Origin of the sequence: Xenorhabdus stockiae (genome assembly GCF_002632825.1) — a bacterium.
Lineage (GTDB): Bacteria > Pseudomonadota > Gammaproteobacteria > Enterobacterales > Enterobacteriaceae > Xenorhabdus > Xenorhabdus stockiae.
Map to the genome: position 1 here is coordinate 6,988 of NZ_NJAJ01000039.1, position 23,736 is coordinate 30,723.

Below are 23,736 nucleotides of genomic sequence, written 5' to 3' on the forward strand. Positions count from 1 at the left end.
GAGCAATCATTTGAGCAGTCCAGCCTTCTGAAGCTAAAAGCACGGCTTTGATACGGTCACGGACGCGCCCATCACGAGTCGTATCGTGCATCAATTCAATCGCTTCTTTTTGGGCATCTGTCAGGGTAATTTTCATGGGCGCGATTTTGATCTGATAGGAATGAAAAATCAAGCATCTTCAATGACGATGGGTATAAGTCGGATTATATCGACTATTTTGAAAAGGAGAGCTACTATAAGTTTTTTGATAATAATGTGGTAACAGTATTTAAAGATTACTCAAAATTTAATCTTAATGATCTAGATAAATACAAAATTGCTCCTTATGATATCGAACATTCCATTGGTGGGCTATATGGAGGGGCTAGTAAATTTGTATTCGGTAAAGATTTCAACGAAGGAAAATTAATGGGTTTGGCACCATATGGTAAAAGTGGCAGATTCCCTGAAGAATTATTTTTGATTGAGGATGCTAGGGTAAAAATAAATTATGATCTAATTGAGGATTTAGGAATAAAAAATACAAATATTAAGGATGATTTTCAGTATTGTGCTGATTTGGCTAAATGGGTACAAGAACAAACTGAGAAAGCTTTATTTTATATACTTAATTCATACCATAAAATGTATGCTTCAGATAACTTATGTTATGCAGGTGGATTAGCACTAAATGCAGTAGCTAATGGTAAAATAATAAAGAATACACCATTCAAAAATGTTTATATTCAACCAGCCGCTGGCGATAATGGCCTCGCCATTGGCGCATGTTATTATGGGTGGATGAAAGTATTAAATAAAGAAAAAGTCCTATTTAATGGGAATCCATATTTTGGGATAAAATACGATGAATCTAAATCTAGTTTACGAAAATACTTGAATGATAATTATGCAATAACTAAGCCGGATAATTTGGACGAAGTTGTCGCAAAACATATTAGTAAGGGAAAGGTAGTTGGATGTTTTAGAAATGGATCTGAATTTGGACCTAGAGCATTAGGGAACAGGAGCATATTAGCTGATCCGAGAAGAAAAGAGATGCTCGATTATATCAATATTGAAATTAAGAATCGTGAAGAATTTCGTCCATTCGCGCCTTCCATTTTAAAGGATAGATATTTAGACTTCTTTAGGCCTGGCAATGAAGATAGCGATTATATGATCAAGGTTTCACAAGTGATACCTGAAAAATCAGAGCAAATTAGTGCTGTAGTACATGTTGATGGAAGTGCCCGTGTTCAAACAGTGACTAGAGAATTAAACAGAGATTACTATAATCTTATTAATGAGTTTTACAAACTTACAGGTATCCCAATTTTGCTGAATACTTCCTTTAATGGCAAGGATACTCCCATTGTAGAAACTCCCGAAGATGCTATTAATTTCTATAAGGAAAGCAAACTGGATTTTTTAATTATAAATAACTATCTAATTTATAGGAAATAAAGAAGTATGCTAATGGATGAAAGGTTTTTACATGCCAAGCAAGTTATTGCAAATGCAGGAAGTATTTTACTAGAAATGTTCAACAATCTCACATTTACATGTAAATATAAAAAATAAAGAGATGTGCTCACTAGTGCTGATCTGATTGTAGATGAATATTTAAAAAGATCCATTTCAAATATATTTCCTAGTGATACTATTTTTTCTGAAGAATCTTCCGTTTATGGTATTGCAGATACGAGCGAATATACCTGGATTATTGATCCAATTGATGGAACTCATAGTTTTTCCACAGGTGTGTTTGGATGGTGTATATCTATTGCTGCCTTTAAGAAAGGCAGCATATTATTTGGTTTGATTTATGATCCAATTCGTAAAGAATGTTTTAGTGCTTACCATGGACAAGGTGCTTTTTTAAACTCCACAAGATTATTGGCAAAATCTCATCAGTTCTTAGAGCATGATCTGTACCCTACTTAGCTTTTGGTACGTCTTATCGTGATGACAAGAGAAAAATTTCAAAAGTGTTAACAACATTACTCGAGTCTGGCTATTTGCCCTATAGAAATGGTAGTGCAGCTCTCTGTATGTCATATGTTGCTGCAAATCGCTTGCTTGCTTTCTTTGAGCTAAATTTGTATCAATGGGATGTCGCAGCAGGATATATTATATTAAAGGAGGCTGGCTTTCAGGTACATTATTTATTTAATGATATAAACACTGCTCGAACATTGATATGTGGTAATCATGACATTGTAAAAATAATTGAAAATGAGATATTTTAGGTTAATTTATTATGATTATTAGCGTTATCATTCCTTGTTATAACAACACAACTCAATTGTTATCAACTATATCATCTTTAGATAATCAAGTATTAAAAAATAAATTTGAATTGGAGGTGATAATAGTTGACGACGGCTCAAATGAACCCATAAATATAAAAAGTATTAATTGCATGCATGAAGTAATTATTGTCTCTCAAAGGGATGAGGGATTTCGAGTTTCATTAGCTAGAAACAGAGGAGCAAGGATTGCTAGTGGTGAAATTTTACTATTTGTTGATTGTGGAATATATTTAGAAAAAAATGCTGTATTGAGTATTATTGAATCTTCTTTGTATGATAAACGTTGTGTATCCCTAGGAAATATTTATGGGATTACTAACTGTAATAACCACAAGGAAATAATTCTTAGAGATATTGAAAGTTATGGAATTGAAGGTGCATTAGAGCTATATATCTTAAATTCTACTTTCCCTGATCCCAGAGTTTATTATCTTTCATATTATGATATGGATATGCAGAAATTGCGTGCACCATGGGTGTATTGTTGGGGAGGGGTAATAGCTATACACGCATCTCTCTTCGACGCAATATCTGGATTTGATGAGTCATTTAAATCTTGGGGAGGTGAGGATATAGAGTTGGGTATTAGACTAATGAAAGAGGGGGCGATATTTAGTTTCGTTTCCAAATCAGTTTCAATACATACTCCTCAACCAGAAGACATTGTTAGTAAAAGTAAATCTAACTTTAATGCCTTTGAATATATACACTCTAAGCATTTATTAGATGAAACATACCTATTATTACAATATGAATATTGGGGAATTGAAGAAATACTTCGTCAACGATCAGTTTTGAGGCGAATCAAATGACATTTCGTGTAACCACTGATACTTATAGAATAATTAAACTTGCTTTACCTATTATGGCTCAATCTATATTGTTTACTTCGATGTCAATTATCGACACAATAATGGTTGGATATATAGGTACAGAAGAGTTAGCTGGAATGGGACTGGCAACTAGCATTATGTTGGTTTTTTTAAGTGTAGTCTATTCTTCTTCAAATTCAGTATCTGTTATCGTTGCTCAAAATAAGCACTTTAAAAACACTCTAAAATTGATTGTGACTAATGGACTTGTACTTAGTCTTACTTTATCATTTTTTATTTTTTCTATTATAAAACTATTTAACGAAGATATTATATTGCTTTTTTGGGGAGAGGAAGATTACGCTTATAAAGCAATAGACTATCTCAATATTATTTCATATACAATTTTGGCATCCGCTATTATTCAAGTTTATATAGGTCTTCTCAATGCACTTGGTGACACATTTTTGACGTTTTTGATATCTGCGAGTGGTGTAGTTTCAAATATTTTCTTCAGCTATTTTTTGGTGTTTGGTATAGCTGACATGGATGGATACGGAATTATTGGCGCCGCATTGGGTTCAATTCTTTCAAAGTTAGTAGAAATAGGGGTAATCTTATTTTTTCTATTAAAAAAGTATAATGGATTGTACCTTGATTTTGATAAGTTTAATTATAAGTGTAAATCCTTTAGAGAATTGCTGAGGATAGGAGGTGCGCAAGCTATAAATGCCTTACTGTGGGCGGCGAGTATAAACCTATACACTTTAATAATTGCTTTTCAAGGCAAAGAGTTAGTAGCTTCGTCTGCAGTGATCTCTTCAATTACAAATCTAGCCCATATTGCTTATTGGGGTATTGCAATCGCTGCGGGGATTGTAATAAGTGAAGCGTTAGGTAAAAAGGAATATGAAAGAGCTACAACTATATCACGTTTGTGTATAATATTGAGTTTGGTATTCGCTTTACTACTCGCAGCCCTGCTCTATCTGCTAAATGGTTTTATTTTATCTTTTTATCCTGAATTATCACAAAGGTCTATTGACTTTGTTGATGCTGCTTATTCTATTGTATTATTTACTATTGTTATCAGATCACTTTCTACGGTAAATATCGTCGGTACTCTCAGGAGTGGAGGAGACAACCGCTTTATCATTACTATAGATGTAGTAGCAGCATGGTTCTTTGGTATACCTCTGTGCTATCTAATACTTTTCCATACAGATTTACCTTTGTTTTTGGTCTTTGCTGCCCCAATGGTGGAAGACATGGTAAAAGCGGTTCTATCAACTTTTCGCGTAATTGGAAAAAAATGGCAGAGAACTATTAATGTATTTTGACCTTGTTTAGTAGTTATGTGTATAGCTGCGACTTGATCTGAAGCTATCTTACGGTAGGGTACGATTAAATTTGACGGTCGGCTACTCAATGTAAACTACATTACATTCTCCTTAATGTGAGAGAAGAACTTTATTTTCAATTTACTCATTCTAGTTATGTAAAAATAGATTTCCAATGTAATTCAGCCAGCGACACCAACACACAACGGGGCATAAACGTGTTAGACCAAACGGCCTGAATGGGTCAGCGCGTATTGACAGCCTCTCTCTGACTCCCCAAAAATGCCGTCGTGCTCCTGACATTATTTTTTGTCCCGGGAAATGAATTACTCATTGACCGGATGATTTCTGTTGATTAGCGTAGTCAGACTTATCCATGATCCGGTCGCTTGTGAGGATCACCTTCGGGCAGCGACAGCAACACTCCTGTAGCCTGCAAGGGAGTACACTACGGTGTGGTACATCTGCGCCCCTTTGGAAGCAGATATCGTCAGTCTGATGACGATGAAGGTCGCTTAATCTTATCCATGATGGCCAACCGGCCAGTCACCCAACGGGGAACACATTTCCCATTGGGTCAGGTGTTCTCCGTTGTTTTTATCAGGAGAATACCATGCAACAACATACTACCCCGGCCACGGTGCACACTGTGCCCCCGGCTGAATTATCCCCTTTTGCTGACATTTTTCCGCACACCGGTTCACTGGAACTGATGTTGCTGGAGCACACGTTCATTAAAGCGGCTGCCGGGCTGTGTGACGATGAGCGGTGTGACCGATGGCTGTACCGGAAGGTGTCAGACCACATCGCCTATATCGTGCCGATACGGCCGGATTCTTCTGGGGTCAAGGTGAGTACGACTGACTTTAAAGGTGAAGTCTCCGCCGATGCCTTTGGGCTGATGGTGACCCTGAGCGTATTAAGTTACCTGACTGACCTGATGAAGCTGGACGGGTACGCGGAGCGGTTTTGCGCCCTGCGTGAATATGCGCGGCAACATCCTCAGGCTCAATGTATCCGGGCGGCTCTGGGCTTAAAGGGAGCACGTGATGCCGGATAATGAACTGATGCTGCTGGACAGCCTGGCCCTGTCGGTTGTGTTTCCCGATAAAACCCCGCTGGAACGGTTGTTTCTGGGGTTCCTGCTGGCGAATACGGCCTCACAGTTGTGTGGTGAATATCGTCCTGAGCAATGGCGCAGCCGGAACGTGTCTGATTCCCTGACGTATATGATCCCTACCGCGGCAAAAACCTATTCGGTTTATCTGCCGGAGACGACACTGACGGCCACGTTGTCTGCGGATGCGTTTGGTCTGGCTGTCACCGCGATTGTGTTTGCCCGTATCGCCGAGCTGGATGAGCCGAATGCCGATGCATTCCGGTTCTGCGAACTGCGGGAATACGCGCTGCACCACCCGGAAACCGGGCTGCTGCGTGCGGTACTGGCGATGCAGCCCAAAGAGGACATCATCAGCTCGTCATTTATCCATAACAACCCTCATCACCACTGACGTTATCAGTCGATGAGGCTGTTAACTCTCATTTTTAGCGCCTGACCGGGGAGCCGACAACACCTTCCCGTATTGGGCGGGTGTTGTCTTTTTTTAACGTCAAATCAAGGAACAACACCATGAACGCCATTTTTTTGCCCGTGCCGGAGAATACTGCTCAGGTATTACCGGAAGACATTTTTAACGTGCAGGTCACCGGCCTGATGCAGCATCCTCACCGACCGCAATCGCTGCAAGAGGAAATCCTGACCGTGTGTGAAACTGCCTCCATCACCGAAGCGGTACAACGATTGAAAGTCATCCATTTGCTGGGTGACTGGCCGATACCGGAAATCTCATCGGGTCAGTATCGACGCGCCTTTTTTCCCCTGACCGTGATGATATATGACGCCAAAGATAACAGTGTGCTCGGGGGGCGCTTTTATGACGAGATCGTCTGGGCACAGCCGGTTACACTGACGTCAGAACGTTTGTCACTGGAACGAAAACAACAGCAGTTATGTCAGGCGGCCACCGTTGAGCTGAGCTGGCAGGATCCGCAGGCAGCCCACGTTTTGTGGCAGGAGGCGAATTTGTTGTCACTGCATATGATTTCACCCGATTACCACTATCATCACGAAGTGCAGGATATTCTCCGGCATAGCGCAACGGTCAGCGTTTGATGGTGTCACCCTGGAAGCCTGACGTTTAACCGTCTGGCAGGTGATTACCGCCGTGCGGCTGAAACGCTATTCTGATCTGAGCCTGAACGATACCGCGTTGTGTGAAACCGAAACGGTAACCGAATTTATCGCCAGTGGCATCCGGCCGTCTGATGCCATCAATGAACGGGGGGATAAATACGATTTAACCTGACTGAACGCGTCGGCAATGATGCCCGATACACCGTATCTGGGCATACATGACGAGCTGACGGTCATTTTTGACAGCGGTTTGGCTGAAATGCTGTTCAGGCAAGCCAAATCGTAACCCTTTTTTCATTACCCATCGGGGGAACTGACTCCCGTAGGGGAACAGTTTCTCCGGTTTTTAAACTTAAAAATCAAAGGAGCTTAATCATGGCAGAATGGGTCACTAATCAACTGGACGTCACCGGCAAATCCGTTTGTCTTGATGTCATGCAGCAATGGGTCTGTGGGGAGGAATTTCCCCGTTACCGTCAGGCGGTATTGCAGAGCCTGCGCCTGTTTCTGGCCGGCTGTGCGGGGATATTGAAACCCACCAAACCCTTAACTTACACGCCGTATCCGGAACTGGTACGGGGGACGGCAGCGCCGACGGCGCAGAATCTGGCGTTTGAACAGTGGCTGGCGTTGTTGCAGGACAATGTGCTGCTAACCACAGAAAACATGAAGCGGATTGACAGTATCTACCGCCAGTCGGGCTTAAGCCTGCTGCGCTGGGAGACTATACCGGCGTCAGCGCGTGACATGATTGCCCGCCTGCTGACCCGCCAGTACACCGACTGGTTTGGTGTGGTGGGCTGGTCTGACAATCTTGATATCAGTGCATGCTGGGAGAAACTGTCGGTTTATCCGACCTCTGCTCAGCCCTGCGATATGCTGATGATACGACCGACCCGGCTGGCGACGGAGATTAACGGCAACAGTGGCTTACTGAAAGGAATGACCACCACAGCGCAGTGCTACGATGAGCACTATGGGCTGGAATGGCCGTTCGGTCATCATGTCCGCTGGGAAAGGCGCCATGTCAGCAGCTTAACCGTGCGTTTTGACACTCCATGGGTACCGCCTTCGGCGGAACTGATGGGCGGGCTGTCATCAGTGTTTGACTGTGAAATCCGCCACTGGTACAGCGAACCGTCAGGCAGCCTCAAAGGCTATGACTGCTATGACCAGGGCGAGCATGTGGACAGTCATAACGGGCAGGTAGGACACGAAAACCGTCCGGTCCTGTATCTGGTTAACGGCGATAAGCCCGAAACGGCACTGGCATTACCGGCGATGGCCGTCGGGCAGTAACCCGCTGTTTAACGTTGTATCAGCTTATTTTCACTTCAACCGAAAGGGGAAACACATTCTCCTTCCGGGGTGTGTTTTCCTTTTTTTATCAGGAAAACACGCCATGGCTTCTTGTCCGGACTACCAAAAAGACTTTATTTCGCTGTTTAAACAAACCGCCCGTTACCGTAACCGTTATCGGGTTTTTCAGGATTTTTGCAACTGTGCAATGGCGGCCATTCACAATAAATACTGTTTCAGTGAGGAACTGGAGCAGTTCTATCTGAAAACTATCAACAAGTATGAACGGGAAGATATTGACCGGATTGTGAAACTTTTTTCCTATACCGCGCTGGCCCTGGCAGAAGCTCCCTGTGATTTTCTCGGCAGCGTGTTTATGCAACTGGAGCTGGGGAATAAGGGACTTCAGCAGTTCTTTACCCCCTGGAGTGTGGCCAGAATGATGGCACAATTGCAGTTGAATGAGGTATCTGACTTGTTGCAGACCCAACCCTTTATCACCTTCCACGAACCTTGCTGTGGTGCGGCCTGTATGATGCTGGCAGCCGCAGAGGTATTAAGAGAGCAGGGACATGATCCGTTGTCCAGTATGTGGGTATCTGCGATTGATATCGACCCGCTGGCGGCAGTGATGGCCTATATCCAGCTTTCCCTGACCGGTATTCCGGCGGCGGTCACGATCGGTGATGTGCTGAATGATCCCGGCAGCCAACGAACCCGCTACACACCGGCCCATTATCTGGGGAACTGGTCACAGCGTTTGCAGGACTATGAACACGCGGCCTGAAACCTGATTTTTCTTTCTTTCATATGCGCCTTTCGGGGCGCTTTTTTTATATTTAAATGACGTTAATGAACTGATTTATGATGAAAATTAAGCGGATTCAGTAAGTCGGTTAATGGATGAAGCGAGTCAGTTTAATTTTCATTTCCGTAAAAAGAGTTTCGCCTTGTTTCCGATTGGGATCCACCGACACTGGGGCCAAATTTGAAAAGGAGAAAAGTGATGTTTACACGTTTTAAATCGCATTTTACCCGCTCGCCAACGTCACAGAAAAAATCATCAGGGCAAAAAATGAGCGAGGCTTGTGATAACGGGGACTATTGCCGGCCACAATCAGTGGAGGCGTTGCTAGCAACGCCTTTGCGCCGTCAGTGCCTGCAACAATTGTGGCAAAACAGTACGCTGCCTGAAGGGTTGTATCAGCGTTTTTATCTCGCCCCGATTAAACAATTATTGGGCAGTGTTCAGCAGATACCTGCCTCTCCGGAAGGAAAATGGTCAGGCAGTGGCGGATTTGCTGACCTGACACTGCAATTTACCACTTGTGCCGTGCGGTTAGCGAAGGGATATTTGTTGCCGCCGGGTGTGGCACCGGAAACGCAGGCCGCACAAGGGGTCTTATGGCAGGCGGTGGTGTTCTGGGCCGCGTTGTTTTACCACCTGCCATTGTTGCGGCAACTCGAAGGGGAACTGGAAGACGGACAGGTCTGGCAACCGGGCATCGGTATTCCCGACAAACCGTTTCGTTTCCGTTTCCGCGCCCCGGAGAACATACCGCCGGCTCCGCAGGAAGTGTTGCTGGCCGCCTGTCTGTTACCGGAAAAAGCCATGATGTGGCTGGTGACGGTACCGGAAGTCTGGCACTGTCTGATGCAGCATCTTAACGGACGACCCTCTACTGTCCCATTGATAGAGACATTGCTTCAGGATGCGGCCGGACAGCTCCATTCCCCTTTGCAGGTGAAACCGGTGACGGAGACCGTGTTCTCTACTGAAGACAACCCTGTGCCGGAAACGACAGTGCGGACTCCCGCCAGTGGCATAACGCCACCGCCCACCGCGCCCTCTGACGATACGCTGACATTATTGTCCTTATTTCAGTCACCGGATGCATCTTCACCACAAAATCAGGGAAAAAATCATCATCACGGTCCGAAACTGACCAAACAGCCGGGACGGGAGAAAGAAAGTATTGCCACTGACAGTCACCCGAATTCATCATTTAAAGGTAAATAATTTAAAGGGTTATGTGTATTTTATTGCCGTGAATTGTTTTTGGACAGGGCACGGCAGGATAAACCGAGGAAAAAATAACATGTTGAATACAGCAGAAACGCTCAGTTGGGAAGAGCTATTAGAAGAGTACTTTTTTTCACATATCCTGCGCCCGGATACCGAATGGAGTTATCGAAAGGTCACACGGGGTTTTATCCGGTTTATGGGAGAAGCTGCATCACCGGCACAGGTTATTCACCGGGATGTGCTGCGGTGGCGGCGTCATCTTCTGGTAGAAAAAAAGCAGTCGAGTCATACCTGGAATAATAAGGTGGCTCATCTGCGGGCGATTTTTAATTTCGGTATGGAGCGAAAACTGCTGCCTCACACCGAAAATCCGTTTAATAACGCCGTGGCTAAAAAAGAGAAGAAAAAGAAGAAGATTTTGAGCCAATCGCAGATAACCCGCATTAATCTGCTGATGGGCAAGTTTGCTGAGGAAGAAAGCATCGAGATGACTCCGCGGGGAGGGCGGTGTGCCCTGTATCCGACCTGGTATTGGTCAACAGTGCTGGCGACATTGCGTTTTACAGGAATGCGTCAGAACCAGTTACTGCACCTGCGGCTGCGAGATATCAATCTGGACAGCAATTATATTGAACTGGGGCTGGAAGGCAGTAAAAACCACAGTGAATGGGAAATACCGATTATTCCGCCGCTTAAACGCCGGCTGGTAAAATTAGTAGAAAGGGCCATCGCGGCCGGTGCGAAAGCCCACGATCCGATTTTCGATCTCAGCCGGTTGAGTGTCCCGCACCCAAGCCGGCTTTCCCGTTACCAATACGATATCAACCGGGAAAAACAACAGCTCCGTTCTTTCTTTCGCCGGCTGTCCAAAGAGTGTGATTTTGCGGTCTCGCCTCACCGTTTTCGTCATACGCTGGCGACGACCCTGATGAAATCGCCGGATCGTAATCTGCCGCTGGTGAAACGCTTACTGGGGCACCGTAATGTGGCGACCACGATGGAATACATTAATCTTGATATGGAAGTGACGGGCAAAGCGCTGGAGCGGGAACTGGGGTTGTATACTGATTTTGTTGATGAGTATGCCGATGAGAATGAATAAAACGGCGTAAAAAAGACAGGGCTGGTCTCAGACAGGATTGAGGTGGAGGTGTGAGTGAACTGCCCTGCATCAATATCGATGGTATGAAAAAATGGCTAATTCCGATCCCCTGTCACGTGAAGTTTTCACCTTACTTGACATCAGAATCAATTACTGAAATCATTACCTTAAACGAGAAAAGGGTAACTGTTAAAACAGCTACCCTGTTATCTTGTCTTAAATGTTCTTTTCAACTAAACAGTACAAATTGAGCTGATTAGGATTTAACATTTAATTAACGATTGATTCTTTTTTGCGCTTTTGTCAGGGAATTTAACAACCTAGGACAAACCCGCATGGAAATTTGGTGCCGGAGGCGGAATCGAAAAACATTGTAACTTATTGAATAATAAAAGTATATAACCTTACCTTCCTTTTATGCCCCTTTTAATGCCCCTAGATTTTTTTGCTTGCTTTTTATTTTATATCTGACTGATTTTTATTATTTATATTACTCATTGTGTGCTTTTCAATCATCTTAAAGCAAAAAAGCCATGAGGGTTAAAAATGGTCAAATTGGGCTGCCATTTCACGCTCAGGGCTTTATATTAAAAATGTTCATTTTTACGACGTCGATCACAAATTGAAGCGGGTTATTCCTGTGGCTTAGAGCGGGCTTTCCTTTCTAATAATTCACCAGTATAAGAATCGAAATAACGGCTGGGCCAGATCTCTGAGGGATGGATGCCAAGGTAATCTGCAATGATCCATTCACCTTTCGGCCACGGTCTGCTGAATGCATTTGCCAATGTCGATGAACTGAGTCCTGCCTCACGAGAAACCGCCGCTAAGGTTGTCCCGCGTTTGCGCAATGCGGCGATGATATCGGCCTGATGCCAGTCATTTTGAACATTATTGTTATTCATTCCTGCTACCCCTTCCATTAATTAATATTGATGGTGGCGATTCAGACAGGGTTTGCAGACCGGCACTTATTCCGGCGAGGCATAGCCTCCCCAGCCTGAACCACCATTGAAAAGGTAATAGCAAGAACACTGGTAAAGTATCTTACCAGTGTATAAGTGCACAAGGCTGCAAAACCTTGACCATTAGATTTTGCTAATGGCGGGAATACTTTAACTGATTGTTTTACCTAACACAATAATCGAACGGCTAAGTTTAACAGTTATTCCTCCTCTCAGAGCGCATAAACTCAGGGGATAATACGGACGACTAATCAATCTTTGTTGTTTGTTCTTGTTCGTGATCGCTTCGCTGTCCGTATTTCCCCTGTGATTTTCAGACTAACTTTACTCATTTAGAAACATTTTCCCTGCGTGTCGGTTAGGTTCACCGTTCCGTGGTGTGTCAGATAATGTGTAGCAGGGCGAGGGTTATGTTGAGTTTTTGCAGGAGTTCGCTGCGTGCTCAGCACGGCGATGGTTTACTCCCCGTTCAGTGCCTGATTCAGTCAGGATGAACGCCTCATTATTCGTGACGTGTGATATCTCCTTTCTTTATTGCATCTTGCATCAGCCTGTTGCAAGGCGGTGGGTGAAAAAACGAAATAAGTGAATTAAGGCAGAAAAATGCCAATGAAAAGTGGTGACACTGAGTAAAATGGGGTTCAAATCGTGAGTAAAGCCAGACCGGACGTGCTCTGGACGTTGACGCTTAGCGGCGTCACTTGGTAATCGCTTCGCTTAAACGCAAGTGACGCCGCAAAGTTTTCGGGACGTCTATCGTGCGTAAATCAAAGCGTGAGTAAATATCGTGTAAGGCAAAATGGTTAAGGTGAACGTGGCAGGGTTACTGCTCAGCGTGTGTGATAAGCCGGTGCATAAAGAAACCGGGAAACTTTCATCATTGATATATTGGTTATTTATCCGATGATATCTGCTTCCAAAAGTGCGCAGATGTACCACAATATTTGCTCTCCCTTTCAGGCTACAGGAGTTTTGTTTCGCCACCCGAAGGCGATCCTGACAGGCGATGGATCGTTTTTGTAGAAAAGATATTAACGGTTAGCCAGAAGGGAGTCAAACGACCGTTTTTCCTGTCATCCTGACTTTTGCCTGAATTCCCGTGCAAATTCCGCCGATAGGCCGATATTCCACCAAAATCAGACAAAAATTGGAGTTAATTGGTTAATTAATTTTATTGGTGAATATGTACAATAAACCATCTTTACAGACTGGATACCTATTTAAATTCAGCACAGAACCGCTTCCTGACAGATAAAACATAAGTTAAATTCAATGAACAACAACAAGGAATCACTGTACCTGCGAGAACGCGCCTATCTGCGGGAACTGGCGCAACGTGTGGCGAAAGACTCACCGCATCTGGCCGATTTTCTGATTGCCTCCCATGATCCCGATATTACGCGTCTTTTTGAAGCCTTTGCCCTGTTGATTGCCAGTGTTCGGGCTAAACTGGAGGACGAACTTCCCGAAATCACCCACGGGATTCTGTCCCGAATCTGGCCGCTGGCCCTGTGTCCCCTTCCGCCCACCACGATACTGCAATTCTCTCCTGCCGATGGTGAACATCAGGGCAGCACAGATATTCCGGTGAATACCGCCGTTTCGGCTCACCACAACGGGCAGTTAATGACGTTTAAAACCCGCCGTCCGCTGCATATTGAACCCCTGGTCGTACAACAACGCGCGGTGAAAAAAAACGGCACTCACAGTGAAATTATTCTGACCCTGTGCCAGACCGGTACGGCCTCCCCGATCTGGCAAAGTGGTGCATTAACTTTTTTCCTCGGCACTGACACAGAAAAGGCCGCCCAGCTCAGTCTGTGGCTGGATCAACATATCTGTGATGTCAGCCTGAAAACGCAGGGCAAGCAGCGAAAGCTGCGCGGTTTCCCTTATGGCTGGCATGATCTACTTGATAGTCCGGTGCTGCCTGTGCCCAAAAATACGTATTCCGGTCTGCAACCGTTGGTGGAATATTATGCTTTGTCCCCACTGTATAACTTTGTCACGCTGGATATCCGCAACAGTTGTACCACCGTGCCATTGAATGGGGATGGCACGTTTGAGCTGATTTTTCGTTTCGAGGGCGAATTGCCGCTGACGGATGTCGATGAGACATTCTTATTGGGCTGTGTACCGGCTATTCATCTGGAAAATCGGGTAAGCCTGCCCATTGAGCTGGAAGCCGGTAATCACCGTTATCCTCTGCCGTTGGGAGAATCGGTGCGGTTGTTCCGGCTGGGTGATATTGAGGTTGTGGAACAGCCCGGTGACAGTGAGCAACGCGGGACACCGTATCACTGGCTGCCGATTGAACAGTTTACCCCGGCCGGGCGTTTTCGGGATGAAAATGAGCAACCCGACACGTTTTATTACCAGCTCCAGACCGAACCCGATTTTCTCGGCAGAACCCAGCACCGTCTGCACTTTTTTGATTTAACGGGCAAACCGGCCAACGACTTACCTGCCATTGCGATTTTGTGTTATTTCACCGGCTACCATGAACAGGCACCGGCATTGACGCAAGGCACGATTACCGTGACGCAGGAAGGCGCACCGTCTCATCTCAGCGTCCACAATATCACGCCGGTCACGACCGATTACCCACCCCTGTTGCAGGAAAAGAGCGGCTGGCCGCTACTGTCCTGCCTCTCCAGCCCGCCAATGATGCTGTTTGCCACCGACAGCCTGAAACAATTTTTCCGGTTGTTTGACCCGTATGCCGACACGCACCGTCCCCTAAGCCGTCAGTTCCGCCAACACATTGACGGTATTGTGCAGGTCGAAGAGCGCCTGACCGACCGGATGCGACTGGGGCGTTCTGTTCGCGGGCATTTACTCGCGCTGACGCTGGATCCCGACTGCTACCGTAATCCGGGGGAGATGTACCGTTTCTGCCGGTTAATCAATCAGGCGTTGGCCTGTTTTATCACCCAATCTGCGTTTGTCATGCTGGAGATTTTTACACCGGACAGTCACAAGGCGCTGTGGCAGTTCTGGCATGTCGATGGACTACGCCCGGAAATGTAATGGATTAAGGAACACATGACAGAAACCATAAGGAAAAAATCAATATGAAAAGTGGATTACGCTTTGTCTGCCACATTGCCGGTGTGCCGGCAGACACCTTTGCTGTGGGAGAATTCTCTCTACAAGAGGGATTATCAGAACTCTTTACCCTGAACCTGACGCTGGTCAGAGCCGGTAACGCAAACCCATTCAGGCCACAGGCTGACATTGATTTGGCCTCACTGTTGATGCAGGAAGCGGTGTTGCAGGTGTTTAACGGGGACAGGCTGCAACGTAAAGTCACCGGCATCATCTCCCATGCGGACTGGGTCGGCACCGATGGCAACAAGACACTCTATACTCTGACGGTGCGCCCGGCCTGCTGGCGGCTGACGCTCAATCAGGACAGCCGGATTTATCATCAGCAAAATGTCCCGGCGATTTTAAACAGCCTGCTGAAAAAACACCGGGTACAGGCCGACTCAAAACTCTACGATGCGCATCAGGACAGGGAATACGTGACCCAGAAACGGGAGTCTGACTATAGTTTTTTCAGCCGTCTGGCAGCGGAAGAGGGCGTCAGTTTCTGGTTTGAGGATGAAACGGCGTTTTTCAGTGACAGTCACCTTGGTATGACCGCCGGGCTGCCGCTGCAATACCAGCCCCAGCCGGAAACAGCCTACGGAACCGATACGATTTATCAGGTACGGTTGGGTGTCGGTATGAGTCCGCAGCGCAGCCTGCATAAAGATTTCAACCCGGCAGAGCCGCGTTATCACCTCTCCCATATGCACAGCAGCGAAGGTTTCCGCGATTTCGGCAGCCAGACTCCCTATGCCGTGTTTGAAAGTTACGGGCGGTTTCAGAAAGATGCGGCGGCTATCCCGTTTTTAAAATACCGGCAGGAAGCGCTGGATAACCAGAAACAGACGGGCAGCGGCAGCAGCAACTGCATCAAACTGATGCCGGGCAAAATCTTCGAGATAAAAAATCACCCCCATAAACCGCTGAATGTGCGCTGGCAGGTGGTTGGCATCAGCCATCACGGACGCTGCCCGCAGGCACTGGGCGACAGTGGCGGTGAAGGCACCACGCTCTCCAATCATTTCAGTTTTATCGACGGCCTTGCCGACTGGCGTCCGCCTTTCCACTATAAACCGCTGGCAGACGGGGATGAAACTGCCATTGTGGTCGGCCCGAAAGGGGAAGAAATCTTCGTCAATAAAGACGGTGCGATTAAAGTCCATTTTCACTGGAACCGCTACGACCCACCGGATGATGGGGCATCGTGCTGGGTACGCGTGGCGCAGGGCTGGAACGGTAACGGCTTTGGCTTTATGGCAATCCCGCGTATCGGGCAGGAAGTGATTATCTCCTATCTTAATGGCGATATTGATCGACCGATTGTCACCGGCTGTGTTTATAACGGCCTGAACCGACCGCCACTGGATTTACCGGCGCAAAAAACCCGTACCACGTTTAAGACCAAGACCCACAAAGGCAAAGGCTTTAACGAACTGCGCTTTGAGGATGCCAAAGACAGCGAAGAAATCTATCTCCATGGTCAGAAAGACCTGACTGCACATATCGAAAACGATGCCTACTGGCATATCAAACATGACCAGAAGAGCCGCATCGATAACAACCGTTACCACGATATTCGTGCCGATGACCATCATCAGGTCGCCGGTTCTCAAAAAATTACCACCGAAGGGGATGTGTCGCACCGGATTGCCGGCAGCCAGCATATTCAGACCGGGGATGCGACCGTCATTGACAGCGGACAGGAAATCCACCTGAAAAGTGGCGGCAAGGTAGTGTTGGAAGCGGCAGCAGAAATTACGCTGAAAGTGGGTGGCAGTTTTCTGAAAGTTACTCCTGCTGGCATTTTGTCTTCAATGATTAATGTCGGGCAGGGGTCAGGCGGCAGCGGTCGCGGGGTTTCACTGCAATTACCGGAAGGCGTGGCACCACTGGCACAAGTGGGGCAGCTCCCGATGGCGGAAGCACTCCCGATAACCGAGTTTCCGGCTAAGCCTCCCTGTGCCATTCTCGCGCAGCAAGAGGAAAACTGGGTTATCACCGGAGCAGAGGAAGCATGATGGAATCGACTAATTGGAAAAGCTGGTTATCACAGCAGGACAGCGGCGAGTGTTATTTTCTGGTCAACAGTCTGGCGAAACCGAATCCCGTCCAGCTCTTTTACCTCAACGACTGGACAGAGCAGGCATTTCCGCTCTACAGCGGTACACCGATGAAGGCCATGCAGGAGCAAAGTCCGTGGCTGATCCAACCCAAAGCCAAGTGTCTGCCGGAACTGGCGCAATTGCTGGATAAACACGCATTCAGTGATGCCAGTTGGGGCTGGGGCTATCGCAGTACCTTACCGTGGTCATTTCAGTTAGAACACTGGCGCTTACATCAGCAGGTAATGCTACATGGTCAGGTTGTGGTGTTGCGACTGATGGATAACCGCATTTTCACACCATTACTGCCTGCTTTGAAACCGGGGGATTGGGGTGAACTGTTAACACCGGTGAATGAGCTGATGATCGATACGCCCGCTCCGGTTTGCTATACCCGCCCAGAAAATTGCCCTCAGGAACTGAATAAGAATTTATTTGTGCTGGGCGATCATCTGATTGACGCCCGTTACTCAACCGATACGACGCTCAAGAATCTGGCTTACGCGTTAAGTTGTCAGCTTTGGGAAGAAAACCCCGAATTGGCACTGAAACTGGATGAACCTGAAGGGCGATTGCAAACAAGCCTTGTGGCGTGGTTAAAACAGGTGAGAGGTGAAAAACAGAACCTGAATAAACTCACCGTTGAACACTTTATTACCGATAACCCACAGGTTGCGCTTAGAAAAGAAATTTAAGATTAATTAAGGAAAAAAGAATGAGTCAGTTAGAACAAACGGATTGCATTAACTGCCAAGATATACTGAAACACTGGATTGAATTTCAACTCGTCGATGAACAGGGTGAACCATTAACGGGTATACCTTATAAACTGACAAGTCGCGGAAACAAAAGCATTGTGCGAACGGGCACCACAGATGGTAATGGTTTATTGCGTGAAGCAGATCTTCCCCCCATGCCTGTGACATTATCTGTTACAGCACAGCCTCTTGCCGATGAAATAGTGAAACGAACACCCCGCCAGCAAACTGGAGAGGCTAATTCTCTTGTTAAGCCAACAGCTATATTGGACGGACATGAATACCAATATATTACATTGGGTATGCTCAGTAATGCATACCCTAAGATTAAAGGCTGGCAGGAAGACGAATTGAAATCATCTGAACACTTTAAAAATTCGACATTAAAAGGTTTCAGCACATCTCAACTTAAACGAAGGCATGTGTTGGAAATGCAGGTGATTGAAAGTGGTATTAATTTGACTATTGGTGTCTTTTTTGATGGAACGGGAAATAATATAGATAATACGGATGAACGTTTATGCGCTAAAGAAAACAGTGATCCAACCCCAGAACAGTTTAATAATTTTGTGTGTTCATTTAATAAATATGGAGCGCCTGGTGATGTCTGGCGACTAAGTTACGACAATTATTACACCAATGTGGTTTTCTTACATAACATATATAGTAATAATGAAATTAGTGAAGGAAATCATCAGATTAAAGTATACATTGACGGTGTTGGCACTAAGTCAGGGGAATCCGATAGTGTCGTTGGGTATGGAACAGGACGAGGAGATACCGGCGTTGTTACTAAAACAGATATTGGTATCGAGAAAATAAAAAATGAACTTACGAAATTTTTAGAAACAACAGAAGATAATGTCAGATCACTTCAGTTCGATATTATTGGTTTTAGTCGAGGAGCTGCATCAGCCCGTCATTTCGCTAACCGTGTTTTGAAACAAGATAAAGATTTGTTAAAGGCACTTAATGAGAGCCTTGCTGATCATCGTTATCTGGAGAATTCCCGTTATCCTACCGGTAAGACCCGCTTTCTAGGTATCTATGATACGGTGACAGCAATTGCTGAAATGAACAATCTGCTCAATCCCCATAATTCTTCTGTGACAGGACCTGCTAATATATTTTTATCTTCTGATATTGCAAAAAGTGTTTTCCATATTACAGCGCAGAATGAATGCCGTTATAATTTTTCCTTAAACAGTGTAAAACCTCACTGGCCTGAACTTGAACTACCCGGCGCACATGCTGATGTTGGCGGCGGATATGATCCTGTGGGTGATGAAAATTTATGTATTACTCGACCGAAGATGATGGAAGTTTCAGGGTTTGGAGTACCTTCAGATAATAATCTTCATGTTTATAAAAATACGCAAAAAGAGTTGGAGCAGTTAAAAAAATCCCCGACCATTGGCTCATTAGTCACAGATGAAAATGTTAAGCTGATCACATGGCACGATGATAGTTCAGAATATGCTAAACGATCGGGTTCGACCAAGGTGATGGCAGCAGCAGTTCTTACTCGTACCATCCAGAATGATTGGTCTAAAGTGGGTATGCTGGTCATGCAGGATGCCGCCCAAGAAGCAGGACTGGTTTTTGATAAACCAAACGATAATGATAGTAATTATCAACTTCCGGCGGAGCTTCAGGCGATAACAAAAAAAGCTATTGCTCAGGGGCTGGCTATAAGGCAGGGGGAAAAACCTGAGCCTTTTACTCAGGAAGAACTGACTCTGATAGGGTCTAAATACACTCACTTTTCAGCAAATTGGAACAATACAAAAACAAAAGATAATAACATGCAAGGGGATATTTTCCCGGCGGAAATTGCTTATGCGAATCGTCCTAATAGTAATTGGCGTAGAACTATTTTTGATAATAATGGCAAGGATATTTCATAATGAGAAACAAAAAAACATTAGCTTTGTTATTTAGCTTGGGCATGATATTCGGATTAGCGGCCTGTCAGTCATATCCGTCAGGAAAGCGAGTAGTAACCTATAAACCCATTGTACGCAACAGTGAACGGCTACCTTATGATAAATGGAGATTTCAATTTATTACTCCAGAATATTTCCCCGCCAGTATTAGTTTTGTTCAATTTTTGGATGAAGATAATTATCTTGTGCAAAAATTTATGCCTGATGGAGCAAATTCAGATTTTAGAAGTATGAATTCATGGAGTAAGAAATTAGGAGGGGGGACTAGCGGGATTAAAAATCATGGTGAAGCCTTACCCCAGGCATTATTAGTTTGCTGGGATTCTGTGATTGATAAAAAAACCTACCAGACACAGTTTGTTTTTACACCAGATATCCGAAAGTTGATGAGAGAGCCTTCTGTTGGCCAACGAGTTAAAAATCATATTTTCTATCGAGATACCTTATTTATTGGTCTGGCTCCCGGTGGAACCGGCAAGGCTTGGTTACGGGGTTATGATAAAAACAATGGCGATAATATTTTAGTGGCCACGGGTGAATCAGTTTCCGGTGAAGATATGACGATATGTCAGGGAAAAACAAAAGTTCTGAATGGTTATAGTGAGTATTCGGAACGTATTAAAAACTTTATCAAAGGGAAAGAATACCCCTACGGTGAGTGGTAAAACGGTTATTTGGAAATCGCCTCAATATCAGAAGTTGGCATGACTTATTTATGATGTTGATGGGAGCCAATATTGATAACTGGCCGGAAAGCATTTCTTGCTTATTTTTCTAAGTGTCACTGACGCGCTGCGCTTGTCATCTCCGTGCTACCGGGCTAATACATTAACCCGGTAGCACGGAGAGCTGAAAAACACCTGCCAGAAAAAATATTTCCTCACCTGCTCCTCATTTTTCTCCTCACTTTTTATTTTCCTCACTGCAAAAACAAGTGAGGAATTGATAATTTTTTATCCTTAAAAATCAATGTGTTTTGTGCTCCTCACTTTTTCCGTATATAGGCGAGAAAAGTGAGGAATTTGGTGAGGCACAAATTTCCTTTCCTCACCATTCCTCACTTTTTTACTCACTTTTTAATCTTCATTGTTCTGATTCATGATGGTGAGTTCCTGCCCATGGCGGGTAATCAGTCTGTCTTGCTCTAACTTGGTTAACCAGCGGCTGAAATTCTTCACATTCACGCCCATCGATTTTAAATCATCACGCACAAGGGCAATGCTGCAGGGTTCTTTCAGGGCAGTGCGCGACCGGATACACTGCCATAGTGCCGTATGGTCATCGGTTTTATTGGCGACCTGATTGATTTCTTCCTCTTCGACCGGAGCGCGTGGCCTGTCAATCAGCGCCAGTGACGTAATATCTTCACCGTCTTTATCGGTAAAAAGCTCCACCACGCGCATATCATAGGCTTTGGTGTCCGGCTCTTCGGCATCTTTCATTTTGGTGCAGGAGATAACCAGCGAGCCGCCTTTTTTCCCTTCCCGGCTGATCTTGTATTCAACATCCAATGCCGCGCGAAGGGCACTGGAACCTCTCGCGCCTTTACTTTCGTCTTTGCCGGAGTGGTGAACCACGAGAATGCTTGCCCCTGTTTTGGCTTTCAGTTCGTCACAGCCCCGAACGAACGCACCCATATCTTTTGAATCATTTTCATCCGCGCCACCAAAACAGCGGGCTAACGTATCCAGAATAATCAGGCGCACCGGCTGACCTGTTTCAATTTCAACCTGTCGGGCGGCAATCACCAGCTCATGGACTTCGGCAGGCGAGGCCGGAAAAACGGGCGTATTGATCAGGTACATATTTTCAACCGTCTGTCCGTTGACGATTTCCCATGCTTTGATGCGCCGGGGTACACCAATGCCACCTTCACCGACCACGTACAGTACAGCCCCCTGAGCAACCGATTTTCCAGCCCATGCCTTACCTGTAGCAATATGACAGCCCCACGCCCCCGCTAGAAAACTTTTATATGATCCGCTTGCCCCGTAAATGCTGCACAGGGAATGCGCAGGAATAATGCCCTTAACCACGTAGTCTAACTGTGCGTCAAAGCCCTCAGAGCCGACTGACAGGGGTAATTTTGTTTTACGATTTGGATAAATGCTCTCGACGTTGTCATAACGACGGGTTTCTATTGCATCACTGTTTATCGGTTCCCTCATCTGATATAACGCCTGACTGAATGCCTGCTGTGCTGCCTCAATGCCATGTTGTTGGCGATAATCATCCCAGTCGGCTTTATGCTCTGTCGGTGGTAATGTAACCCAGCCATTCACCGCAAGCGCTGCTTTTTCTGCTGAGATCTTGCCGACATTCACTTTGGGTTTCCCGTTCTTATCCAGCTCGTCGGAGCGATGCCAGTCATTGTCTGCCGCAATAATGATTTTTACGTCCGGCCAGCGTTCCCGAACAGCGTTGGCAACAGAAAATAAATTGCCGGCATCCAGTGCCGCCAGAACGCTGCCTTGATATAACTGATTAACGGTCAGGGCTGTGGCGTAACCTTCGGTAATAATTACTGTGTCGGAATGAGCTTCCGGCGCTGACACAGCAATAAACGCACCTTTCTTCTGGCTGCCAGAGAGTAATTTTTTCTCACCATTGGGTTTGATGATCTGCGCACCTGTAACTTTTTTATCCAATGTTGTCAGTGCCAACACTGCCGAATTATCGGGCAACAGCCGTTGATTAGGGCAATGTAGCCCTTTTGCGGTCAGATAGGGCGATTGTCCGGTGACAGTCTGCGCCATCAGTGCCGCCACTCTTTCGGCAATGGGCTGTGTTGGATAGATAATTTCTTTGGCGGGCTTGAGTTCTGGTAAAGGCAATGCCTGCACGTTAGCAATAATTTTTGCTGCTTCAAGAATCGAGATCCCGTTGGTTCTTGCCACTAAATCCAGCCCATCACCATAGTTCGGCGCATCACACTGGCGGCAATGCCAGTTGCCGTGATGGTGATCATCGATAAAGTGGAAACGGTTAGTACCGCCGCAGACAGGGCAAGCACCGTGCTTCCCTTTTGCCGGGATTTCAATGCCGCAAGCTGGCAACAAATTTTGCCAAGAATACATAGCCGAAGTTTTCACGGTCTGGATCAAGTCAAGCGGTTTTTGATTGCTTGATTTTTTTGGGGCTGTAAATTTAGGGCGAGTTTGGGTATGCTGTGTATCAGCCATCGTTTTTACCTCACTTAAACGGTTTTGGTTAAACGCCTCAGATGTGTCCGACCACACTGGGGCGTTGTGTTTTATATTCTGTTTCTTATGTCATAGTCTTTTTTGTGTTATGCCGCCCGCGATTCTGCGATACGTTGTGCGACCCAGTTATCAATTTCTGCTTCGATAAAGGCGACTGAGCGTGGGCCGATTTTGACCTGCTTCGGGAATTCGCCATCGCTAATCAGTTTGTAAATCCACGCTTTGCTGTAACCCGTTCTGCGTTGTACTTCCGGCAAACGGATCAGACTGGTTTTCAATGTTGTCACTGTCATATTTAATTCTCCTGTTACCGAGTCCTTGAGCGCTCATCGTGGACGTTATTTGATGACAGGCGGATTATTTAAAAAGCCAAACTAAATGAACAGCGTTAATTGTTTTTCTCCCGATGAAAATTAATTTTTAGGTTGCATTATCGACTTTTTCTGTCGCGCAGTGGTTTAGCGAAGTCATACGGTGTGATGGATTTTTCCCGGTTTGCATCTAGATAACCTCAGCTTCGCTTAAAAATAGCGATCTCATTATCCCGTAGATTCAAGCTCGGTTTTTTAGGTTGGAATGTATAAGCAATAAGGCCAGCAGCAACT

At 45.5% G+C, this 23,736-nt stretch carries 21 protein-coding genes and 3 pseudogenes; 18 read left to right on the top strand and 6 right to left on the bottom strand.

Features of this window, described 5'->3' with window-relative positions; all coding sequences use genetic code 11:
• Positions 1-136: pseudogene (locus tag Xsto_RS16790) on the bottom strand (IS630 family transposase); the annotation flags it as partial.
• A 119-nt stretch (positions 137-255) separates the two neighbouring features.
• On the opposite strand from Xsto_RS16790, the gene Xsto_RS16795 reads away from it, so the two are divergent.
• From Xsto_RS16795 to Xsto_RS22355, 9 genes and pseudogenes are all read left to right on the top strand, one after another.
• Positions 256-1,443: a carbamoyltransferase C-terminal domain-containing protein gene (locus Xsto_RS16795; RefSeq protein ID WP_099125561.1), complete on the top strand. Its 1,188-nt coding sequence runs from the start codon at positions 256-258 to the stop codon at positions 1,441-1,443.
• Positions 1,444-1,566: 123 nt separating this feature from the next.
• Positions 1,567-1,923, top strand: a complete 357-nt coding sequence (locus Xsto_RS22605; protein WP_099125560.1) for an inositol monophosphatase family protein — start codon at positions 1,567-1,569, stop codon at positions 1,921-1,923.
• A gap of 44 nt (positions 1,924-1,967) precedes the next feature.
• Positions 1,968-2,228, top strand: coding sequence for an inositol monophosphatase family protein (locus tag Xsto_RS22610; RefSeq protein WP_211284328.1), 261 nt, complete (start codon positions 1,968-1,970; stop codon positions 2,226-2,228).
• Between the two features lie 11 nt (positions 2,229-2,239).
• Positions 2,240-3,103 (top strand): glycosyltransferase, encoded by an 864-nt coding sequence (locus Xsto_RS16810; protein ID WP_099125558.1) that lies wholly within the window; start codon positions 2,240-2,242, stop codon positions 3,101-3,103.
• The gene (locus Xsto_RS16815) at positions 3,100-4,443 is read left to right on the top strand and encodes an MATE family efflux transporter (RefSeq protein ID WP_099125557.1); all 1,344 of its coding nucleotides are present in this window, start codon (positions 3,100-3,102) and stop codon (positions 4,441-4,443) included. Before Xsto_RS16810 ends, Xsto_RS16815 begins: the two co-directional genes overlap by 4 nt.
• 613 nt (positions 4,444-5,056) lie before the next feature.
• On the top strand, positions 5,057-5,503 hold the full coding sequence (locus Xsto_RS16820; RefSeq protein ID WP_099125556.1) for an antirestriction protein: 447 nt from the start codon (positions 5,057-5,059) through the stop codon (positions 5,501-5,503).
• Positions 5,504-5,570: 67 nt separating this feature from the next.
• Positions 5,571-5,954: an antirestriction protein gene (locus tag Xsto_RS16825; RefSeq protein WP_244590413.1), complete on the top strand. Its 384-nt coding sequence runs from the start codon at positions 5,571-5,573 to the stop codon at positions 5,952-5,954.
• A 119-nt stretch (positions 5,955-6,073) separates the two neighbouring features.
• Positions 6,074-6,616, top strand: coding sequence for a hypothetical protein (locus Xsto_RS16830; protein ID WP_099125554.1), 543 nt, complete (start codon positions 6,074-6,076; stop codon positions 6,614-6,616).
• Between the two features lie 37 nt (positions 6,617-6,653).
• Positions 6,654-6,809 (top strand): annotated as a pseudogene (locus tag Xsto_RS22355) (TA system toxin CbtA family protein); the annotation flags it as partial.
• Here Xsto_RS22355 and Xsto_RS22615 read toward each other — a convergent pair.
• Entirely contained in the window at positions 6,801-6,935 is a 135-nt protein-coding gene (locus Xsto_RS22615; RefSeq protein WP_276511098.1) for a hypothetical protein, read from the bottom strand. The pseudogene Xsto_RS22355 and the gene Xsto_RS22615 sit on opposite strands and share 9 nt — an antisense overlap.
• 77 nt (positions 6,936-7,012) lie before the next feature.
• Here Xsto_RS22615 and Xsto_RS16840 point away from each other — a divergent pair, with 77 nt between their 5' ends.
• The 4 genes from Xsto_RS16840 (at position 7,013) to Xsto_RS16855 (ending at position 11,064) form a co-directional block, all read left to right on the top strand.
• Positions 7,013-7,936 (top strand): DUF1281 domain-containing protein, encoded by a 924-nt coding sequence (locus tag Xsto_RS16840; RefSeq protein WP_099125553.1) that lies wholly within the window; start codon positions 7,013-7,015, stop codon positions 7,934-7,936.
• A gap of 103 nt (positions 7,937-8,039) precedes the next feature.
• Positions 8,040-8,723, top strand: coding sequence for an N-6 DNA methylase (locus Xsto_RS16845; protein ID WP_099125552.1), 684 nt, complete (start codon positions 8,040-8,042; stop codon positions 8,721-8,723).
• A gap of 219 nt (positions 8,724-8,942) precedes the next feature.
• Entirely contained in the window at positions 8,943-9,956 is a 1,014-nt protein-coding gene (locus tag Xsto_RS16850) for a TraI domain-containing protein (protein ID WP_099125551.1), read from the top strand.
• A gap of 79 nt (positions 9,957-10,035) precedes the next feature.
• A complete protein-coding gene (locus Xsto_RS16855; protein WP_099125550.1) occupies positions 10,036-11,064 on the top strand; it encodes a tyrosine-type recombinase/integrase in 1,029 nt (342 codons plus the stop codon).
• A 632-nt stretch (positions 11,065-11,696) separates the two neighbouring features.
• Here the strand turns inward: Xsto_RS16855 and Xsto_RS16860 are convergent.
• Positions 11,697-11,969, bottom strand: coding sequence for a helix-turn-helix domain-containing protein (locus tag Xsto_RS16860; RefSeq protein WP_141554520.1), 273 nt, complete (start codon positions 11,967-11,969; stop codon positions 11,697-11,699).
• Positions 11,970-13,301: 1,332 nt separating this feature from the next.
• On the opposite strand from Xsto_RS16860, the gene Xsto_RS16865 reads away from it, so the two are divergent.
• The 5 genes from Xsto_RS16865 to Xsto_RS16885 all read left to right on the top strand — a co-directional run bounded on the left by Xsto_RS16865 (position 13,302) and on the right by Xsto_RS16885 (position 20,593).
• The gene (locus tag Xsto_RS16865; protein ID WP_099125548.1) at positions 13,302-15,059 is read left to right on the top strand and encodes a type VI secretion system baseplate subunit TssF; all 1,758 of its coding nucleotides are present in this window, start codon (positions 13,302-13,304) and stop codon (positions 15,057-15,059) included.
• Positions 15,060-15,103: 44 nt separating this feature from the next.
• Positions 15,104-17,140, top strand: coding sequence for a type VI secretion system Vgr family protein (locus tag Xsto_RS16870; RefSeq protein ID WP_099125547.1), 2,037 nt, complete (start codon positions 15,104-15,106; stop codon positions 17,138-17,140).
• The gene (locus Xsto_RS16875; RefSeq protein ID WP_244590411.1) at positions 17,140-17,919 is read left to right on the top strand and encodes a DUF4123 domain-containing protein; all 780 of its coding nucleotides are present in this window, start codon (positions 17,140-17,142) and stop codon (positions 17,917-17,919) included. Before Xsto_RS16870 ends, Xsto_RS16875 begins: the two co-directional genes overlap by 1 nt.
• 194 nt (positions 17,920-18,113) lie before the next feature.
• Positions 18,114-19,889 (top strand): phospholipase effector Tle1 domain-containing protein, encoded by a 1,776-nt coding sequence (locus Xsto_RS16880; protein ID WP_169926656.1) that lies wholly within the window; start codon positions 18,114-18,116, stop codon positions 19,887-19,889.
• A complete protein-coding gene (locus tag Xsto_RS16885; protein ID WP_244590410.1) occupies positions 19,889-20,593 on the top strand; it encodes a DUF2931 family protein in 705 nt (234 codons plus the stop codon). Before Xsto_RS16880 ends, Xsto_RS16885 begins: the two co-directional genes overlap by 1 nt.
• A 411-nt stretch (positions 20,594-21,004) precedes the next feature.
• Here Xsto_RS16885 and Xsto_RS16890 read toward each other — a convergent pair whose 3' ends face one another.
• The 3 genes and pseudogenes from Xsto_RS16890 to Xsto_RS23035 all read right to left on the bottom strand — a co-directional run.
• A complete protein-coding gene (locus Xsto_RS16890) occupies positions 21,005-23,110 on the bottom strand; it encodes an AAA family ATPase (protein ID WP_099125544.1) in 2,106 nt (701 codons plus the stop codon).
• A 107-nt stretch (positions 23,111-23,217) separates the two neighbouring features.
• Positions 23,218-23,424, bottom strand: coding sequence for a helix-turn-helix transcriptional regulator (locus tag Xsto_RS16895; protein WP_099125543.1), 207 nt, complete (start codon positions 23,422-23,424; stop codon positions 23,218-23,220).
• A 218-nt stretch (positions 23,425-23,642) separates the two neighbouring features.
• A pseudogene (locus Xsto_RS23035) lies at positions 23,643-23,736 on the bottom strand (IS982 family transposase); the annotation flags it as partial.

Excerpts from the sequence above, each read along its gene's own strand:
- Xsto_RS16810 (WP_099125558.1), top strand. The coding sequence starts at position 2,240 with ATGATTATTAGCGTTATCATTCCTTGTTATAACAACACAACTCAATTG.
- Xsto_RS16815 (WP_099125557.1), top strand. The coding sequence starts at position 3,100 with ATGACATTTCGTGTAACCACTGATACTTATAGAATAATTAAACTTGCT.
- Xsto_RS16820 (WP_099125556.1), top strand. The coding sequence starts at position 5,057 with ATGCAACAACATACTACCCCGGCCACGGTGCACACTGTGCCCCCGGCT.
- Xsto_RS16830 (WP_099125554.1), top strand. The coding sequence starts at position 6,074 with ATGAACGCCATTTTTTTGCCCGTGCCGGAGAATACTGCTCAGGTATTA.
- Xsto_RS22615 (WP_276511098.1), bottom strand. The coding sequence starts at position 6,935 with ATGAAAAAAGGGTTACGATTTGGCTTGCCTGAACAGCATTTCAGCCAA.
- Xsto_RS16840 (WP_099125553.1), top strand. The coding sequence starts at position 7,013 with ATGGCAGAATGGGTCACTAATCAACTGGACGTCACCGGCAAATCCGTT.
- Xsto_RS16845 (WP_099125552.1), top strand. The coding sequence starts at position 8,040 with ATGGCTTCTTGTCCGGACTACCAAAAAGACTTTATTTCGCTGTTTAAA.
- Xsto_RS16850 (WP_099125551.1), top strand. The coding sequence starts at position 8,943 with ATGTTTACACGTTTTAAATCGCATTTTACCCGCTCGCCAACGTCACAG.
- Xsto_RS16855 (WP_099125550.1), top strand. The coding sequence starts at position 10,036 with ATGTTGAATACAGCAGAAACGCTCAGTTGGGAAGAGCTATTAGAAGAG.
- Xsto_RS16860 (WP_141554520.1), bottom strand. The coding sequence starts at position 11,969 with ATGAATAACAATAATGTTCAAAATGACTGGCATCAGGCCGATATCATC.
- Xsto_RS16865 (WP_099125548.1), top strand. The coding sequence starts at position 13,302 with ATGAACAACAACAAGGAATCACTGTACCTGCGAGAACGCGCCTATCTG.
- Xsto_RS16870 (WP_099125547.1), top strand. The coding sequence starts at position 15,104 with ATGAAAAGTGGATTACGCTTTGTCTGCCACATTGCCGGTGTGCCGGCA.
- Xsto_RS16875 (WP_244590411.1), top strand. The coding sequence starts at position 17,140 with ATGGAATCGACTAATTGGAAAAGCTGGTTATCACAGCAGGACAGCGGC.
- Xsto_RS16885 (WP_244590410.1), top strand. The coding sequence starts at position 19,889 with ATGAGAAACAAAAAAACATTAGCTTTGTTATTTAGCTTGGGCATGATA.
- Xsto_RS16890 (WP_099125544.1), bottom strand. The coding sequence starts at position 23,110 with ATGGCTGATACACAGCATACCCAAACTCGCCCTAAATTTACAGCCCCA.
- Xsto_RS16895 (WP_099125543.1), bottom strand. The coding sequence starts at position 23,424 with ATGACAGTGACAACATTGAAAACCAGTCTGATCCGTTTGCCGGAAGTA.